This is a genomic window from Azotobacter chroococcum (assembly GCF_004339665.1).
Lineage (GTDB): Bacteria > Pseudomonadota > Gammaproteobacteria > Pseudomonadales > Pseudomonadaceae > Azotobacter > Azotobacter chroococcum.
This window is the reverse complement of sequence record NZ_SMMU01000003.1, coordinates 1-16,119: the sequence shown is the minus strand read 5'-3', so window position 1 is coordinate 16,119 and position 16,119 is coordinate 1. Positions and strand designations below refer to the sequence as shown.

Sequence of the window (16,119 nt, the reverse complement as noted above, 5' to 3'; positions counted from 1 at the left end):
GTGCAGGCCCTAGAACAAATGCAGCTGCATCGCAAACATCAGCATGGTACGCATATGCATTGTTATTACTGCTCCGATCGCCACATTGGAGTTATCTATTCTTGAGGATAGCGCTAGCGTACTTAGGAAAGAGGGAGCCTCCCCTTGCCAAGCAACTGATTTAAACAATCGTCCTATTGCGTTTGAGTGCCAGATGCCATCAGGCCATGGTGCTGAATGTGACTATTTGTGAGCAATAAAGAACTGGGACTGAATACGCTCTATATCTTAGAGGCCGACTTTCCTATTTATTTTTCAGTGCTACCGCCTAACAATGTATATGGACTCTCCTCACAAGCAGTGAGTAACGTTCTTCCAGCCCTGCCCTCAGTGTCTGCTTCTGGCCGGTCCCGGCCAGATGAAACAGGCAGCTTCGGGTCGTTCTGAACCAGTCGATGAACACTCACAGGCACAATGTCAGTGCCGGTAATGAAGATCAAACGCCGCCCTCGGCAACGCCGGTGGCGGGCACTCACGCAGTCCCCCGTAATCCCTCCCCTCACTCATGCTGCACCCCCGCCCGCTTGAGCAGTTGCCTGCAGCGCTCGGACAGGTGCAGCACGCGCAGGTGCTTGCCGGCCTTGGCGTAGCGCTCGCGCAGGGTCTTCAGCGCGGCGATGGCCGAGTAGTCGACGAAGCTCAGGTGGCGGCAATCGAGGGTCACCTGGGGCGGGTCGCCGGCGGGATCGAACTGGTTGAGGAAGGGTGTCGTGGAGGCGAAGAACAGCGTGCCGTGCAGGCGGTAGAGCTTGCTGCCGTCGGCTTCCCGATGGGTGTCGGCGTACAGCTCGCGGGCCTGCTGCCAGGCGAAGTTGAGCGCGGCGATGACGATCCCGCACAGCACGGCGGTGGCCAGGTCGGTGAACACGGTGACGATGGTCACGGCGACGATCACCAGCGCGTCGTTCAGCGGCACCTTGTCGAGCACCCGCAGCGAGGCCCAGGCGAAGGTCTGCTGCGCCACCACGAACATCACCCCGACCAGCGCGGCGAGCGGGATGCGCTCGATCAGCGGCGAAAGGAACAGCACGAAGAGCAGGATCATCACCCCGGCGACCACCCCGGAGAGCCGGCCGCGGCCGCCGGAGCCGAGGTTGATCATGGTCTGGCCGATCATCGCGCAGCCGCCCATGCCGCCGAACAGGCCGGACACCAGGTTGGCCGCGCCCAGCGCCGCGCACTCGCGGTCCGGGTAGCCGCGGCTCTCGGTGATCTCGTCGGTGAGGTTCAGGGTCAGCAGGGTTTCCAGCAGGCCGACCAGCGCCATCAGCACCGCGTAGGGGGCGACGATGCCCAGGGTTTCCAGGTTCCAGGGCACGTCCGGCATGGCCGGGACGGGCAGGCCGCCGGCGATGTGCGCCATGTCGCCGAGGGTGTGGGTCGGCAGGCCGAGCAGGTATGCCAGCAGGCCGACGCCGAGGATCGCCGCCAGCGCCGGCGGCACGGCGCGGGTCAGGCGCGGCAGCAGGTAGACGATGGCCATGGTCGTCGCCACCAGCCCGAGCATCAGGTAGAGCGGCGTGCCGCTCAGCCAGGCCTCGCCGTCCCTGAAGTGCTCCAGCTGGGCCAGGGCGATGATGATCGCCAGGCCGTTGACGAAACCGAGCATCACCGGATGCGGCACCATGCGCACCAGCTTGCCCAAGCGCAGCAGGCCGAAGGCGACCATGATCAGCCCGCCGAGCAGCACGGTGGCGAGCAGGTACTGCACGCCGTGCTGCACCACCAGCGCGACGATCACCACGGCCATCGAGCCGGCGGCGCCGGACACCATGCCCGGACGGCCGCCGAACAGGGCGGTCAGGGTGCAGATGATGAAGGCGCCGTACAGGCCCATCAGCGGGTTGAGGTGGGCGACCAGGGCGAAGGCGATGCACTCGGGCACCAGGGCGAAAGACGTGGTGAGCCCGGCCAGGACATCGGCACGCAGGTGTTTCGATTTCATGGTTTACCTGAGCGGTTGGCCGGCGAAGCCGGCCGCAGGAGATGGCTGGAAAAAAGGCCTCGGATGTTACGGATTCGAAGCGGACGGGGCCAGCCATCGGATGGGCGCCACAGGGCAAGCGCATGAGCATGTAGGAGCGAATTCATTCGCGACCCGCACTTCTACGCCCCGCATGCGGGGCGGTCGCGGATGAATCCGCTCCTACAGGGGCGCATGCATACCGACACTGCGCTTCATGCGATTGCCCTGATGGTCGCCAACCCCGCGCGGCGGTCTTGCGCTGCCGGGGCGTTTCGGGCGTCCATCGCCAGTCTTTTCAAGTGAGGTCGATAGCATTTCGGTAGGAGCGAATTCATTCGCGATGCTTCCGGTCTTGCCGATGAGCATACGTCACGATTGCGAACCGTGATGCGATAAGTCACGCTGCCAACCCATGATCACGGCTTCCAGCACAAGGGCCCTCGCTTCTATTTACGAAACGGATTCAACCAAGGGGATTCGCGCCGATCATGCCAAGCGCCTGGCCCGCATGCAGGCCTTCATGGATCGAGCCACAGCGCCGGGAGACCTCGACCTTCCGGGCTGGAGACTCCACCCCCTCAAGGGGATCGCGCGGAATTCTGATCGCTGACCGTCAGCGGCAATTGGCGGGTGATTTTCCGCTTTGCCGGCAACGATATCGAACTGGTCGACTACCTCGACTACCACTGAACAGGAGGGCAACATGGTCATGTTCAACCCACCGCATCCGGGGGAAACGCTCCTCGAAGACGTGCTCCCCGAATTGGATATCAGCATTGCCGAGCTTGCCCGTCGGCTGGGCTTCGCGCGAGAAACCCTGTCTCGCATCCTGCACGGGCGCGCGCCTATCAGCCCGGACCTGGCCGTTCGCCTGGAAATGGCCGGTATCGGTACGGCACGTACCTGGCTTGGCGTACAGGCCGATTACGACCTGTGGCAAGCCCGGCACCGCGAGCAGCCTCGCATAGAGCGATTCGCCTCGATTGCCTGATACGACACAGGACCCGGGCACCAAGCCTGGGTCTCATCCGCGCCCCGAGCTCCCGCTCGCCTCAGGATGAAACCCCGCTTTCACCCCCTCACCCGAACACCCCCATCAAGCAATCGATGAACACCCGCAAACGCGGCGCCGGGTGCCAGGCATTCGCGACGCTTCCAGTCTTGCCGATGACTGCTACAGGGGAGTATCGGGCACGCCGGAGGCCGGCCAGTCGATCTGGTAACGGGTGCTGCGCCCGCCGCCGGGCAGGCGGACCAGGCAGCCCTTGTCGAGCAGGTCGCCGAGGTGGCGGGTGGTGAGCCGATTACGGAGGTTATTCGGCTCATTCGGTGAGCCGATTAAGGGAGCTATTCGGCTCAGGGTGCAGCCGCGAGTCGATGGTTGCCGCCCCGCCCTCAGCCGAACAGCGCCACCAGCCAGTCGATGAACACCCTCAGGCGCGGCGTCAGGTGCCGGTGATGGGGATAGAGCACGGTCAGCGGCAGGGCCGGCGGCGGATGTTGCGGCAATAACTCGACCAGGCTGCCGGCGGCCAGCTGGCGTTCGACGTGGTAGCGCGGCACCTGGACGATCCCCAGCCCCGCCTCGCAGGCCGCCACGTAGGCTTCGCCGTGGTTGACCGCCAGGCTGGCCGGCAGGCTGCGCGTCTCGATGCGGCCGTCGACGGCGAATTCCAGCGGCGCCAGCCGGCCGGTGGTGGGCGAGAGGTAGTCGACGCAGCGGTGCCCCTGCAGCTCGTCGAGGCCGGACGGCAGGCCGTGGCGGGCCAGGTAGCTAGCGCTGGCGCAGGTGACCTGGGGCAGCGCCGGCAGGCTGCGGGCGATCAGCGTCGAGTCGCTCAGCCCGCCGATCCGCACCACGCAGTCCACCCCTTCGCGCACCAGGTCGATCATCCGGTCGCCGATACCGAGTTCCAGGGTGATTTCCGGGTAGCGGGCGTAGAAGTCCGGCAGCGCCGGGATCACCAGCAGGCGGCCGAGGGAAGCCGGCAGATCGATCTTCAGCCGGCCGCGCGGGTGCCCGGCGCTCTGCGACAGCACGCTCTCCACCTCCTCGATCTCGCCGAGGACCGACAGGCAGTGCTGGTAGTAGGAGCGCCCGTCGAGGGTGGCGCTGACCTGCCGGGTGGTACGCTGCAGGAGGCGCACGCCGAGGTGGTTCTCCAGTTGCCGGATCAGCGCGCTGGCCGAGGCGCGGGACATGCCCTGCTGCTCGGCAGCCTTGCTGAAGCTGCCGAGTTCGACGATGCGGGCGAAGAGCTGCATGGCCTGGAAGCGGTCCATGGCGCTGGCCTTTGTTCGTTGAGACTGAACAGTGTTGCCGGTTTTCGCGGCTTTATCCAGCCAGACAATGACAATAAGGTGGAGCCTCGTCCGCACAGCCGCCAGGAGCCGAGCCCGCATGCAGCCCCTCACCCTCCACAAGGATTTCTCGCTGTCCGCCGTCACCGCCGGCTTCCTCGCCGTGCTGATCTCCTATTCCGGCCCGCTGGTGATCTTCTTCCAAGCCGCGCAGAGCGCCGGGATTTCCGCCGGGATGATGTCCTCCTGGGTCTGGGCCATCTCCATCGGCGCGGCGCTGTCCGGCATCCTGCTCAGCCTCTGGCTCAGGGTGCCGGTGGTGACCGCCTGGTCGGCGCCCGGCACCGCCCTGCTGGGTCACCCTGTTCCCGGCGCTCAGCCTCAACGAGGCGGTCGGCGCCTACCTGACGGCCGGCGCGATCCTCTTCCTGATCGGTATTTCCGGCTGGTTCGACCGGCTGGTGCAGGCCATTCCCCGAGGCATCGCCTACGCCATGATGGCCGGCATCCTGTTCCAGTTCGGCGTCGGCGCCTTCCAGTCGGTGGCCTCGATGCCGGCGCTGGCCTTCGGCATGCTCCTCGCCTACCTGGTGTTCAAGCGGCTGTTCCCGCGCTACTGCCTGGTCCTGCTGTTGGTCGTCGGCGTGGCCCTGGCCGTCGGCCTGGAAGGCAGCAACCTCGCTGGCATCGGCGCGAGCCTGGCCGCGCCGCAGTTCATCGCGCCGGCCTGGAGCTGGAGTTCGACCCTGAGCCTGGCGATCCCGCTGGTGCTGGTCAGCCTGACCGGGCAGTTCCTGCCCGGCATGGCCATCCTGCGCAATGCCGGCTACGACACTCCGGCCAGACCGGTGCTCGCCACCACCGGGCTGGCTTCGCTGGCGGTGGCCTGCTTCGGCGGCATCAGCATCGTCATCGCCGCCATCACCGCCGCCCTGTGCACCGGCCGGGACGCCCACGAGAACCCGGACAGGCGCTACGTCGCCGGTATCGCCAACGGCGTCTTCTACCTGCTCGGCGGCACCTTCGCCGGCACCATCATCCTGCTGTTCAGCGCCATGCCGAAGACCTTCGTCGCCGTGCTCGCCGGCCTGGCACTGATCGGCGCCATCACCAGCAACGTGATGGGCGCGGTGAACGAGGAAGACCACCGCGAGGCGTCCATGCTGACCTTCCTGGCCACCGCGTCGGGGATGAGCTTCTTCGGCCTGGGCTCGGCCTTCTGGGGGGTGGTGATCGGCGCCCTCGCCTACCTGATCCTGCACAGGTCGGGCTGGATGCCGAAGAACCTGCTGGCCGGGCTGCTGGCGGCGGGGAAGGAGTGAGTAGTACACGCCACCCTCGTCAGGAATGAACATCCGGGCCTTGATCAACAATGTCAGCCTGGTACTTCGTGCGAGGCTGACGATTCGAACGCCCATCCGAGCATGGCAACATCCGGATTTTCCTGATTTTTTTAACGAAGGAGGGTTGACACTCGAATCTGCGGCGAGAATAATGCGCGCCACTTGGCTACATAGCTCAGTCGGTTAGAGCGCAGCATTCATAATGCTGATGTCCCAGGTTCAAGTCCCGGTGTAGCCACCATATCGCTGTATCAAGAAAGCCCGCCTCGTGCGGGCTTTCTTGTTTCCGGGCATCCTGTCCCTCCCCTCTGTTTCTCCATTCGCCCTCCGACGTATTGGTCCACCGCGACAAGTCCCGGAACGCCGGTTCATCCCTTCTTCCGCCGTGCGGCGGGAAAACATCCGGGCAAGATGCGGTAAGATTCATCCGGAACCTGCAGACAGCATGCCTTATCCCCCGCAGATGATTCCCCCGACTCTCACGCAAGCACGGATCGCCTTTGCATTCGTACTCGACACGGCCGGCTCCAGCGACAGCGGAGCACGGCGCAGCAGGGTAAGTTGATGAACAAGCTAAACAGACTGGAAGGCTTCAGCGCCCGCGAGGATGAACCGGAAGACTTCGACCTAGAGGTTGAGCAACCCCGTTTCACCGAGCGCCGCCGGAGCAGAAACGGCAGCCAGGTGCTGCAGATCGCCCTCGGTGTCTGGCTCGGCGGCCTGGCGCTGATGCTCACCTGGTACGGCCTGTCGCTGGTGCTGCCGGCCGCGGCGGACCTGCAGATACAGCTACGCTGAAGCCCGGCAGGCCGGCTTTTCGCCGGCGCAGCATGGCTCAGAAGGCGGCAGCCCGGCGCGCCGTCACCACCCGGTGCCGGCCAAAGCTACGCAGGTCGCGGAGGAAGGTGTCCCGCCAGGCGTTCAGGTCCGCCGCGCGCAGGGCCTGCATCATGTCCTCGTAGCGCTCCTTGCGCTCCTCCAGCGGCATGCGCAGGGCGCGGTCCAGAGCCTCGGCCATGCCGAGGCAGTCGTAGGGATTGACGATCAGTGCCGCGCTCAGCTCACGGGCCGCACCGGCGAAGCGCGACAGCACCAGCACGCCCGGGTCGGCCGGGTTCTGCGCGGCGACATACTCCTTGGCCACCAGGTTCATGCCGTCGCGCAACGGGGTGACCAGACCGACATTGGCGGTGCGGAACAGCCCAATCAGAGTACGCCGGTCGAGGCTCTTGTTGAGATAGTGCAGCGGCGTCCAGTCGAGGTCCGACAGACGCCCGTTGACATGTCCAGCCACGGTCTCCAGCTGCTTGCGGATGGCCTGATAGGTCTTCACGTCCGAGCGTGAGGTCGGAGCGATCTGGATGAACTCCACGTTGTGCCGATGCTCGGGAAAGTGCTCGAGAAAACGCTCGTAGGCCTGGAAGCGCTCGACCAGCCCCTTGGAGTAGTCCAGCCGGTCGACGCTGATGAGCGTCTTGCGCCGCCTGCCTTCCGTGGTCAACCCGATAATGGGACGGCGGCCCCGGTAGGACTCGGCCTGACGGCGTATCTCGTCGGGCATCACGCCGATGGGATAGACACCGGCGCAAAAGCTCTGCCCGTAGGCGCTCAGGCTGCCGTCCGCCTCTACCCTCCCACCGGCTTCGCGGCTGATGTAGTCCTGGAAGGCCAGCCGGTCTGTCTCGGTCTGGAAGCCGATCAGGTCGTAGTAGCAGAAGCTTCGGAACAGATCCTCGTGCGGGGGGATGGCGGTGAGGACTTCCGGCGCCGGAAAGGGGATGTGCAGGAAGAAGCCGATGCGGTTGCCGATGCCCAGCTGACGACAGGCGGCGGCGAAGGGAATCAGGTGGTAATCGTGGACCCAGAGGATGTCGTCGGGGCGCAGCAAGGGCTTGAGCTTTTCCGCCAGCATGGCGTTGACCCGCCGGTAGCCCTCGTACTCCTTGCGGCAGTAGCGCGCCAGATCGATGCGGTAGTGGAAGACCGGCCAGAGCGTGGCATTGGAAAAGCCGCGGTAGTACTGATCGTAGTCCGGCTTGCTGAGGTCCAGGGTGACGTAGGTGATATTGCCGATGGTCTCGCAGGCCGTTTCCGGTCGCTTGCTGACCTCCCCGTTCCAGCCGAACCAGATGCCGCCACTCTGCCGCAAGGCATCGTGCAGGCCCACGGCCAGCCCCCCCGCAGTGGCCTTGCCCTGGCGGATGGGAGCGACCCGATTGGAAACCACGACTAGACGGCTCATGGATAAACCTCCGTTTTGAGAGGCCGGACCAGCTCGTCCAGCCATTTTTCCACCGCCATGACGGAGTCCAGCCGCCGTTGCGCGATCGTCTCGCCCGGACCTACCTTGAACGAATGCCCGCCCAGGGCGTTGACCGTCTGGAAACCGGCCTCGTCGGTGAGGTCGTCGCCGATGAATACCGGCACCCGCCCACTGAACGGCGGCTCGTGCATGAATTCGCGGATCACTTCCCCCTTGCTGGCGCCACGGGGCTTGAGCTCGAACACGCACTTGCCCGGCTGCAGGGTCAGCAGCCTGGCATGCCTCCGGCTGAAGTCCTCGGCCAGGGTGCGAGCGGCCTCCTCCAGCTCGGGCGCCAAGCGAAAATGCAGCGCGAAGGCCAGGCCCTTGTTCTCCAGGCGCAGTCCGGGGTGCCGGGCACAGGCCTGCACCAGTTCGTCCTCGATCTGGCGCAGGGCCTCCAGATCCAGATCCAGCCGCCGCAGCCGACCGTCGGCAGCGCGGCGTTCGGCGCCATGGACCCCGGCGGCCGGCAGGCGCAGCGGCTCGAACAGGCGGTCGAGATCCGCCAGCCGGCGTCCGGAGATCACCGCGATCGGCACGCCGACGGCCTGCAGCCGGTCGAGGGCAGCGAGGGTGGCGGGAGGAATGAATACCAGCTCGGGACGGGGCTGTATTTCGGCAAGCGTTCCGTCCACATCGAAGAAGAAGGCGCAGTTCTGCAGGTCCTGCGCACTGGGGGGGCATTGACCGTTCATATTGATTGGGACCGCCAATCAGCGGTTCAGTTTCGCCAAACATGCATCACTGGCGCAGAGCGGCTGTCCATGCCGGCCGGCGGCCCGCCTGAATCATCGGCGGCGGCACGGGTCACACTCAGCAAGAGCGCAGCCCCGGCAGGAGGTTCCCATGAAAGATCGCAAACCCCAGGCGCAGGAAATCGATGACCTCGAGGATCGCATGGGTTCGCTGGAGCCGCTGGACTTCAGCAGCCGGAGGGACGAGCGCCAAGGGCGTATCGGCGACGTGCGACCGGCCGAGGAAGTGCATGAGGAGTTCCCGCCACAGCGGGTTCGTGAAGCCGGCATGACGGGTGGAGAAATGCCTGGCGGCGAGCCGACCATGGATGATGCGGACCCGGAGATCCTCATCCCTGAGGATGGCGCCCGCTCGCCGAACGAACGTGGTCACGGTCTGCCGGCCGACAAGGATCTGAGCATCGTCTCCGCCGACCGGATCGGCGCGGGTGGCGGTCTGGACGAGGCCGAGGCGGCACGTATCCTTCCCCTCGACGGACAGCCCTGGGATGGCCGTACAGACACGGAGGCTTCGTCGGACGAAGACGAGGAAGAGAACGAGGAGGTTCTTTCCGACGAAGAACTCAAAGGCCCCGAGCCGCTGCACTCGTCGCGCGACCGGGAGCCCTGAGCGCTCAATCGAGCAGGGTGCAGACCATCACCAGGGCGTCCTCGCGCCCGCCGGCGGCCGGGTAGTAGTCTCGGCGCCGGCCAACCTCGTTGAAACCGTAGCGCTCGTAGAGCCGGTAGGCGCCGCCGTTGCTGGCCCGTACCTCAAGGAAGCACTCGGCGGCCTGACGCTCTCGCGCCCGCCTCATCAGGTGCTCCAGCAGCCGCAGGCCGAGTCCGCGACCCTGGTTCTGCGGTTTGACGGTGATGTTCAGCAGGTGCGCCTCGTCGAGGATCACCTGGATCACGCCATGACCGACCTGCTGGCCGCCCTCGAACATCAGCCAGCATTCGTAGGACTTCAGGGCATCCTGGAAAATGCCGCGCGTCCAGGGGTGGCTGAAGGCGGCGTATTCAACCTTCAGCACGGTTTCCAGATCCGCCTCGGTCATCGGGCGGAAGCTAATCGCATCACTCATTCGCAGATATCCAGCGCACACGTACCTGGCGCATCGCGCGCCACAGCTCGGCCTTGCGGGCCGGCTCTTCCATCAGGGTTTCCAGACCGGGCAACGCCCAGACTGGCGGCAGGCCCTCGACCTGCAGTTCGCGATTGAAGGCATCGGCCTCGAGCGCGGCGGCAAAACGCAGGGCCGGCAGTCCGACCAGCCACAGGCAGGCGCAGTCGCCCTCCTCCTCCAGCCGCGCGGCGACGAAGGTCTGCACGTACTCCCGCGCCGCCTGCGGCCCCTGGTCCAGATTGCCGCCCCTGAGCAGCGGCCAGCGCACCGGCTCGCCGAGCGGGCGCGGACTGTCCGCCAGACCGGCGGCGCGCAGCAGATCGCGGAGCAGCAGATAGCCCGGGTCGCGACTCTGGAAGGGCTCGCCGGTGGGCAGCTCGACCAGCAGGGCGCAGCGTCCGGCACGCAGCAGCTGCAGGGCGAAGCGCGGCGGCGGCAGCGGCGCGGCCTTGGGCGCGACGGGCTCGACTGCCCCCTCGCTGGCGGCGGCTGGCGCCTCGACGCGGGCCGCAGGGCGCGGCACCTCGATCTTCGCCCGCTCGACCGGCCGCGGGCGCGGCGGAGCCTCGGGCACGATCTTGAGTTCTACGCCAGGGCGCACCGGAGCTGGCGGCGGCACCTGCGGCTCGAGCGGCTCGAGCAGCTCCGGCCGCGACGGCGCAGCGAACGGCAGAGCCACCCGCGGCAGCCAGCTGACCACCTGCATGGCGCCGAGATAGGCGCGGCGGCGGGCTTCGTCGATCAAACGTCGGCCGCCTGCGGATGGGCCTTGGGCACGCCGGCACGCATCAGGTTCAGCGCGTTGATGTAGGCCTTGGCCGAGGCCACCAGGATGTCGATGTCGGCGCCGTTGCCGTTGACGATGCGCCCGCCCTTCTCCAGACGCACGGTGACCTCGCCCTGGGAGTCGGTGCCCTCGGTGATGGCGTTGACCGAATAGAGCTGCAGGCTGGCCTGGGAAGCGGCGACCGACTCGATGGCCTTGAAGATCGCGTCCACCGGGCCGGCACCCTCGGCCGTCGCCTCCTGGTCGCTGCCGGCGACGGTGAGCCGCAGGTGCGCCCGCGGCACCGTACCGCTCTTCGAGACGACCTCCAGGGCGTGCAGCCGGTAGTGTTCCGGGGCCTCCTCGTCCTGGGTTTCGGAGACCAGCGCCTGCAGGTCCTCGTCGAAGATCTCGTGCTTCTTGTCGGCCAGTGCCTTGAAGCGGGCGAAGGCCGCATTCAGCGCAGCGTCGTCGGCGAGCTGGATGCCCAGCTCCTCCAGACGGGTACGGAAGGCGTTGCGCCCGGAGTGCTTGCCCAGCACCATCTTGTTGGTGTGCCAGCCGACCGACTGCGCCGACATGATCTCGTAGGTCTCGCGGTGCTTGAGCACGCCGTCCTGGTGGATGCCCGACTCGTGGGCGAAGGCGTTGGCGCCGACGATGGCCTTGTTCGGCTGTACCGGGAAGCCGGTGATTCCCGAAACCAGCCGCGAGGCAGCGAGGATGTGCGGAGTGTCGATGTTGGTGTAGACGCCAAGCAGGTCGTGGCGGGTCTTGATCGCCATGACGATCTCCTCCAGCGCGGCATTGCCGGCACGCTCGCCAAGGCCGTTGATGGTGCATTCCACCTGGCGCGCCCCGGCCACCACCGCGGCCAGCGAATTGGCCACGGCCAGGCCCAGGTCGTTGTGGCAGTGCACCGAGAACACCGCCTGGTCGGCGTTGGGGATGCGCGCGAGCAGTTGGCCGATCATCTCCCCGTACTGGTGCGGGATGGCGTAGCCGACGGTGTCCGGAATGTTGATGGTGCGTGCGCCGGCGGCGATGGCCGCCTCGATGATCCGGCAGAGGAAGTCGATTTCCGAACGACCGGCATCCTCGCAGGAGAACTCCACGTCGGCACACAGGCTGCGCGCCTTCTTCACCGCCCGCACGGCCTGCTCGACCACCTGGTCGGGCTGCATGCGCAGCTTGTATTGCATGTGGATCGGACTGGTGGCGATGAAGGTGTGGATACGCCCCGAATTGGCGTTCTTCAGCGCCTCGGCAGCGCGCTCGATGTCGGCATCCACGGCGCGCGCCAGGCTGCACACGGTGCTGTCCTTGATGCTCTCGGCGATCGCCTTGACTGCCTCGAAGTCGCCCGGGCTGGCAATCGCGAAGCCGGCCTCGATCACGTCTACCCTGAGCCGCTCCAGTACCTTGGCGATACGCAGCTTCTCGTCCTTGGTCATGGAGGCGCCGGGGCTCTGTTCGCCGTCGCGCAGGGTGGTGTCGAAGATGATGACGCGGTCTTTGCTGCTCATTGCGGGCTCCTCACGGCCCCGCCGGGCGAGCGGCGGGGTTCGGGCTTGTTTAACGCTTGCCGGCGGGCAAGCCAATAGCGGAATTGTGGCCGGAAACCTGGCAGGCGGAAAGCCACCGGAACCGAATCGAAGAGGCCTTCGCGTCGAAGGCTTGCCCTCGGAAACGGCGAAAAGCCGCAGCGGCGGGCCCTTCGCTCAAGGCGATGCGCCCCACAGCCGGCGTTATTTCCTCTCCCTCTCCAGAGCGATCTTCGGCGCCCACTGCAGCCATTCGCTGTTCGCCTCATCGAACAGTGGGAAGGTCTGCCCCGGGGTCGCCAGCCTGCCCATCTGCTCGCCCTCCGGGGTGGCGAAGGCGATGCCGCCCTCGAGCAGGGTTTCCAGCGACTCGGTACGCAGTTGCGCCCCCTTGAGCAGGCCGAAATCGAAGCCGAAGCCGCTGGTATTCCAGAAACGGCTGCCGCTGCGCACCAGCGGCGCGTAGCGCGGCTCGATGAGGATGCCAATCAGCACCCGGTCGGCATTCGGACCCAGTTCGAATCCGGTGACCTTGCCGACCGTCACCTCCCGATAGGTGACCGGCACGCCCGCCTTGAGCGAACCGCGTCGCGGCGTGCTGAGCACCAGCCGGAGTCCGGCCTCCTTGATGGAGGCGGCCGGCGTTTGGGACGCAGCGACGAAATGGGTCTGCCGGGGGGAGTTGCCCGGATCCGGACGCACCTCGATGTAGGGGCCGCTGACCAGGGTGTCCAGGTTGGCCGTGCGCATCAGCCCCAACTCGGGCCTGACCACCCAGAACAGGCTGCCGGCGCGGGCGATGCGTTCGCCGGCCTGGGTGATCCGGGCCTTGAGAAGCACCGACTGCAGGTCCTCGCTCAACTCGACCCGCTCCACCTTGCCGACGTCCAGCCCCTTGTAGCGGATCGGCGTACCAGCCTTCAGCCCATCGCCGCTGTCCACGCGGATCTGCAACTCCATCCCCGCCTGCAGGGCGCTCTCGCGGTCGGCATGCAGCGCATAGCGCGGAATCCGCCGGGTACTGGCGGGCGCCTCGGGATCCGGCGTTTCGAAGGCGACGCCGCCGGCCAGCAGGCTCTGCAGAGACTCGCTCTTCACCTCGACCCCGGACAGGCCGCCAGTCAGGGTGATGCCGCTGGCATTCCAGAAACGCGTCGAGCCATTCACCAGGCTGGAGTATTCCGGCTCGATGTGCACGCCCAGCAGCACGCGGCGACGGTTGCGGGACAACTGGTAACTCTGCACCGAGCCGACCTTGATCTGTCGGTAGAGTATCGGGCTGCCGATATCCAGCGAGCCTAGGGTATCGCTGGTCAGCACCAGATGCAGACCGGGGGCGCCAAGATCCAGCGGCGGAGCCTTGGGCCAGGCGACGAATTCGCGCTTGAGCGCAGCGCCCTTCTCGCCCGGACGCATGCCGATGTAGTTGCCCTTCACCAGCGCCTCGAGGCCGGTGACACCGCCCAGGGAAATCGAGGGCTTGACCACCCAGAAGTCGCTTCCCTCGACCAGGAAGTCCTCGGCCAGCGGGTCCATGGTCAGCTCGGCCGTGGCGCTGGACAGGCCGGACTCGATCTTCAGCGTCTTCAGGATGCCAACCTGGATGCCCTTGTACACCACTGGCGTGCGTCCGGCCTGCAGCCCCTCGAAGTCGCTCAATTCGAGCATGACCTTGATGCCGGTCTGGGCAGCATCGAAGCTGTCATAGAGACGAAACGGCAGGCGCGGATCGGTGGGCGGGCTGTCCTGGCGATTCTCCGGCGTGGCAAAGGCAATGCCGCCGGCCACGATGCTGGCCAGGGACTCGGTACGGAACTTGACACCGCCGAGCCCGGCATCGACCGTGATACCACTGGCGTTCCAGAAACGCGTGTGCTTGCGCACCAGATGGGCATAGGCCGGCTCGATGAAAATCTTGATCTCCACAGTGCTCAGATCCTCGGCCAGCCGGTAGCTCTTCACCCGGCCGACCTGGATCTGCTTGTAGAACACCGGACTGTCGCGATTCAGCGAGCCCAGCCGCTCGGCCTTCAGGGTGACATGCAAGCCTGGCGTGGTATCCGGCAGCGGTGGCTCTTCGGACAAGGCGGTGAACTTCTTGCTCGGCTCGCCATCTCCCGGACTGACTGCGATGTAGTTGCCCGACACCAGGGTTTCCAGACCGGTGATGCCGGCCAGGGTGACCCGCGGCCTGACCAGCCAGAAGCGTGTATTGCTGCGCAGATAGGACTCGACCTTCTTGTTCATTTCCAGTGTGGCGATCACTCCCTTGTTCGAGCCTTCGTCATCCAGGGTAAGTTCCACGACCTTGCCTACCGGCATTCCCTTGTAGATCACCTCGGTCTTGTTGACCTGAATGCCCTCGCCGCTGGTGAAGCGTACCTGGACCTCGATGCCGGCCTGGCTATAGGCATTCCAGGCCAGCCAGGCGCCGATCAACAGGGCGATCAGCGGCAGCACCCAGATCGCCGACCAAGTGGAGGCCGGGCGGGTTCTGGCCTCTGGCAGATCACTCATGGTCATCGTCGGACTCCGTGTTGTCCCAAATCAGGCGAGGATCGAAGGTAAGGGCCGCCAGCATGGTCAGAATCACCACTGTGGCGAAGGCCACAGCTCCCAGGTTCGGCTCGACCCTGGCCAGGGTGCCGAAATTGACCACGGCGACCAGGATGGCGATGACGAAGATATCCAGCATCGACCAGCGGCCGATCCACTCGATGAAGCGGAACATGAAGATGCGCTGGCGTGCGGAGAGCGGCTGGTGACGCTGCACGGAAATCAGCAGCAGGGCAATGCCGACCAGCTTGAAGGTCGGCACCAGAATGCTCGCCACGAATACTACCAGCGCGACGGGCAGGGACCCCATATGCACCAAGGCAATCACACCGGACATGATGGTGTCCGGCTCTCCCTTGCCCAGGGACCTGACGGTCATGATGGGCAGCAGATTGGCCGGGATATACAGGATGGCGGCGGTAATCAGCAGTGCCCAGGTGCGGGCCAGGCTATTCGGATGACGCGCATGCACGCGCGCACCACAGCGAATGCATTGCTGTCCATGCAGACCGCTTTCGTGGCGATTGAGCTGATGGCACTCCGGGCAAACCAGGATACCGGCATCAATGGCTCGCATGGGTCCTCCCCCGAGACAGGGCTTCCCAAACTTGGTGCGGAGACATGGTGATCTCGAGCCAGACCTGTACCAGCAGCAGGCAGACGAAACAGATCAAGCCGGCCCCAACGGCCAGGTCGGCAAGGGAGACCAGCTTGACGATCGAAACCAGAATGCCCATGAAGTAAACCTCCAGCATTCCCCACTCGCGTAGATGGTGATAGATGCGATACAGCAGCAAGCCATAACCGCGCCCCACACCCCAGCGGATGCTCAACAAGACCGCTAACTGGCAGAGCAGCTTGAGCAGTGGAATCCCCATACTGCAGAGAAAGACGACCACCCCAATGCCCTGCAGGCCACTTTCATAAAGAGCGACAACAGCGCTCCAGACTGTGTCTTGGCTCGTCTGCCCCAAAAGGCGTAGCTGCAAAATCGGCAAGAAGTTGGCCGGCACATAGAGCAGCAAGGCGGCGATGACCAATGCCAGACTGCGTCCCAGCATATGAGGCTGATGGCTGAACAACTCGAAACCGCAGCGGGGGCATTCGGCGCGCTCGCCCGGCGTGAGCTCGGGCTTGAGCATCAGCAGGTCGCACTCATGGCAGGCGACCAGTTTGTCCAAGGGAAACTCCCTCAAGTCGTGAGACCGACTCGAATCATGCATGGCAACTGCCCAGGTGAAACGGCCGCCCATTCTAAACGAGCCTAGATAGCTCGTAGAGTGCCACTAGGCCATCAAGCAAAAACCCCCGAGCCATGGCTGGCTCGGGGGTTTGCAATAGGCGCTTGACGATGACCTACTCTCGCATGGGGAAACCCCACACTACCATCGGCGATGCGTCGTTTCACTGCTGAGTTCGGGATGGGATCAGGTGG

General features: G+C 65.5%; 13 protein-coding genes, 1 tRNA gene, 1 rRNA gene and 3 pseudogenes. 6 read left to right on the top strand and 12 right to left on the bottom strand.

What is annotated here, in order from left to right; translation table 11 throughout:
* Positions 1 to 538 precede the first annotated feature (538 nt).
* On the bottom strand, positions 539 to 1,984 hold the full coding sequence (locus tag EV691_RS04060; protein ID WP_131299805.1) for a SulP family inorganic anion transporter: 1,446 nt from the start codon (positions 1,982 to 1,984) through the stop codon (positions 539 to 541).
* Between the two features lie 423 nt (positions 1,985 to 2,407).
* Here EV691_RS04060 and EV691_RS04055 point away from each other — a divergent pair.
* Both EV691_RS04055 and EV691_RS04050 read left to right on the top strand, forming a co-directional pair.
* Positions 2,408 to 2,695, top strand: a pseudogene (locus EV691_RS04055) (type II toxin-antitoxin system RelE/ParE family toxin).
* 13 nt (positions 2,696 to 2,708) lie between these two features.
* Positions 2,709 to 2,996, top strand: a complete 288-nt coding sequence (locus tag EV691_RS04050) for a HigA family addiction module antitoxin (RefSeq protein ID WP_090900022.1) — start codon at positions 2,709 to 2,711, stop codon at positions 2,994 to 2,996.
* A gap of 183 nt (positions 2,997 to 3,179) precedes the next feature.
* On the opposite strand, the pseudogene EV691_RS23740 reads toward EV691_RS04050, so the two are convergent.
* Both EV691_RS23740 and EV691_RS04040 read right to left on the bottom strand, forming a co-directional pair.
* Positions 3,180 to 3,299: pseudogene (locus EV691_RS23740) on the bottom strand (DUF4172 domain-containing protein); the annotation flags it as partial.
* 101 nt (positions 3,300 to 3,400) lie between these two features.
* Entirely contained in the window at positions 3,401 to 4,288 is an 888-nt protein-coding gene (locus tag EV691_RS04040; protein WP_131299802.1) for a LysR family transcriptional regulator, read from the bottom strand.
* 118 nt (positions 4,289 to 4,406) lie between these two features.
* Here EV691_RS04040 and EV691_RS04035 point away from each other — a divergent pair.
* From EV691_RS04035 to EV691_RS04025, 3 genes and pseudogenes are all read left to right on the top strand, one after another.
* Positions 4,407 to 5,628 (top strand): annotated as a pseudogene (locus tag EV691_RS04035) (benzoate/H(+) symporter BenE family transporter).
* Positions 5,629 to 5,813: 185 nt separating this feature from the next.
* A tRNA-Met gene (locus tag EV691_RS04030) sits at positions 5,814 to 5,890 on the top strand.
* Positions 5,891 to 6,213: 323 nt separating this feature from the next.
* Complete coding sequence (locus tag EV691_RS04025) at positions 6,214 to 6,447, top strand: hypothetical protein (protein ID WP_089167264.1); 234 nt, start codon at positions 6,214 to 6,216, stop codon at positions 6,445 to 6,447.
* A gap of 37 nt (positions 6,448 to 6,484) precedes the next feature.
* On the opposite strand, the gene otsA is transcribed toward EV691_RS04025, so the two are convergent.
* On the bottom strand, positions 6,485 to 7,891 hold the full coding sequence (gene otsA / locus EV691_RS04020; protein ID WP_089167263.1) for an alpha,alpha-trehalose-phosphate synthase (UDP-forming): 1,407 nt from the start codon (positions 7,889 to 7,891) through the stop codon (positions 6,485 to 6,487).
* On the bottom strand, positions 7,888 to 8,649 hold the full coding sequence (otsB, locus tag EV691_RS04015; protein WP_039802131.1) for a trehalose-phosphatase: 762 nt from the start codon (positions 8,647 to 8,649) through the stop codon (positions 7,888 to 7,890). The genes otsA and otsB overlap by 4 nt, the downstream gene beginning before the upstream one ends.
* A gap of 151 nt (positions 8,650 to 8,800) precedes the next feature.
* Here otsB and EV691_RS04010 point away from each other — a divergent pair, with 151 nt between their 5' ends.
* Positions 8,801 to 9,319 (top strand): hypothetical protein, encoded by a 519-nt coding sequence (locus EV691_RS04010; RefSeq protein WP_089167261.1) that lies wholly within the window; start codon positions 8,801 to 8,803, stop codon positions 9,317 to 9,319.
* 4 nt (positions 9,320 to 9,323) lie between these two features.
* Here the strand turns inward: EV691_RS04010 and rimI are convergent, their stop codons facing one another.
* The 7 genes from rimI to rrf all read right to left on the bottom strand — a co-directional run.
* Complete coding sequence (gene rimI / locus EV691_RS04005) at positions 9,324 to 9,776, bottom strand: ribosomal protein S18-alanine N-acetyltransferase (protein WP_131299798.1); 453 nt, start codon at positions 9,774 to 9,776, stop codon at positions 9,324 to 9,326.
* Positions 9,769 to 10,563, bottom strand: coding sequence for an energy transducer TonB (locus EV691_RS04000; protein ID WP_131299794.1), 795 nt, complete (start codon positions 10,561 to 10,563; stop codon positions 9,769 to 9,771). Before EV691_RS04000 ends, rimI begins: the two co-directional genes overlap by 8 nt.
* Positions 10,560 to 12,110 (bottom strand): 2-isopropylmalate synthase, encoded by a 1,551-nt coding sequence (locus tag EV691_RS03995; protein ID WP_039802123.1) that lies wholly within the window; start codon positions 12,108 to 12,110, stop codon positions 10,560 to 10,562. Before EV691_RS03995 ends, EV691_RS04000 begins: the two co-directional genes overlap by 4 nt.
* Before the next feature lie 222 nt (positions 12,111 to 12,332).
* A complete protein-coding gene (locus tag EV691_RS03990; RefSeq protein WP_131300255.1) occupies positions 12,333 to 14,645 on the bottom strand; it encodes a PqiB family protein in 2,313 nt (770 codons plus the stop codon).
* Complete coding sequence (locus EV691_RS03985; RefSeq protein WP_039802121.1) at positions 14,638 to 15,261, bottom strand: paraquat-inducible protein A; 624 nt, start codon at positions 15,259 to 15,261, stop codon at positions 14,638 to 14,640. The genes EV691_RS03990 and EV691_RS03985 overlap by 8 nt, the downstream gene beginning before the upstream one ends.
* Entirely contained in the window at positions 15,248 to 15,907 is a 660-nt protein-coding gene (locus tag EV691_RS03980) for a paraquat-inducible protein A (protein WP_131299791.1), read from the bottom strand. Before EV691_RS03980 ends, EV691_RS03985 begins: the two co-directional genes overlap by 14 nt.
* 120 nt (positions 15,908 to 16,027) lie before the next feature.
* Positions 16,028 to 16,119 (bottom strand): 5S ribosomal RNA (rrf, locus tag EV691_RS03975); the annotation flags it as partial.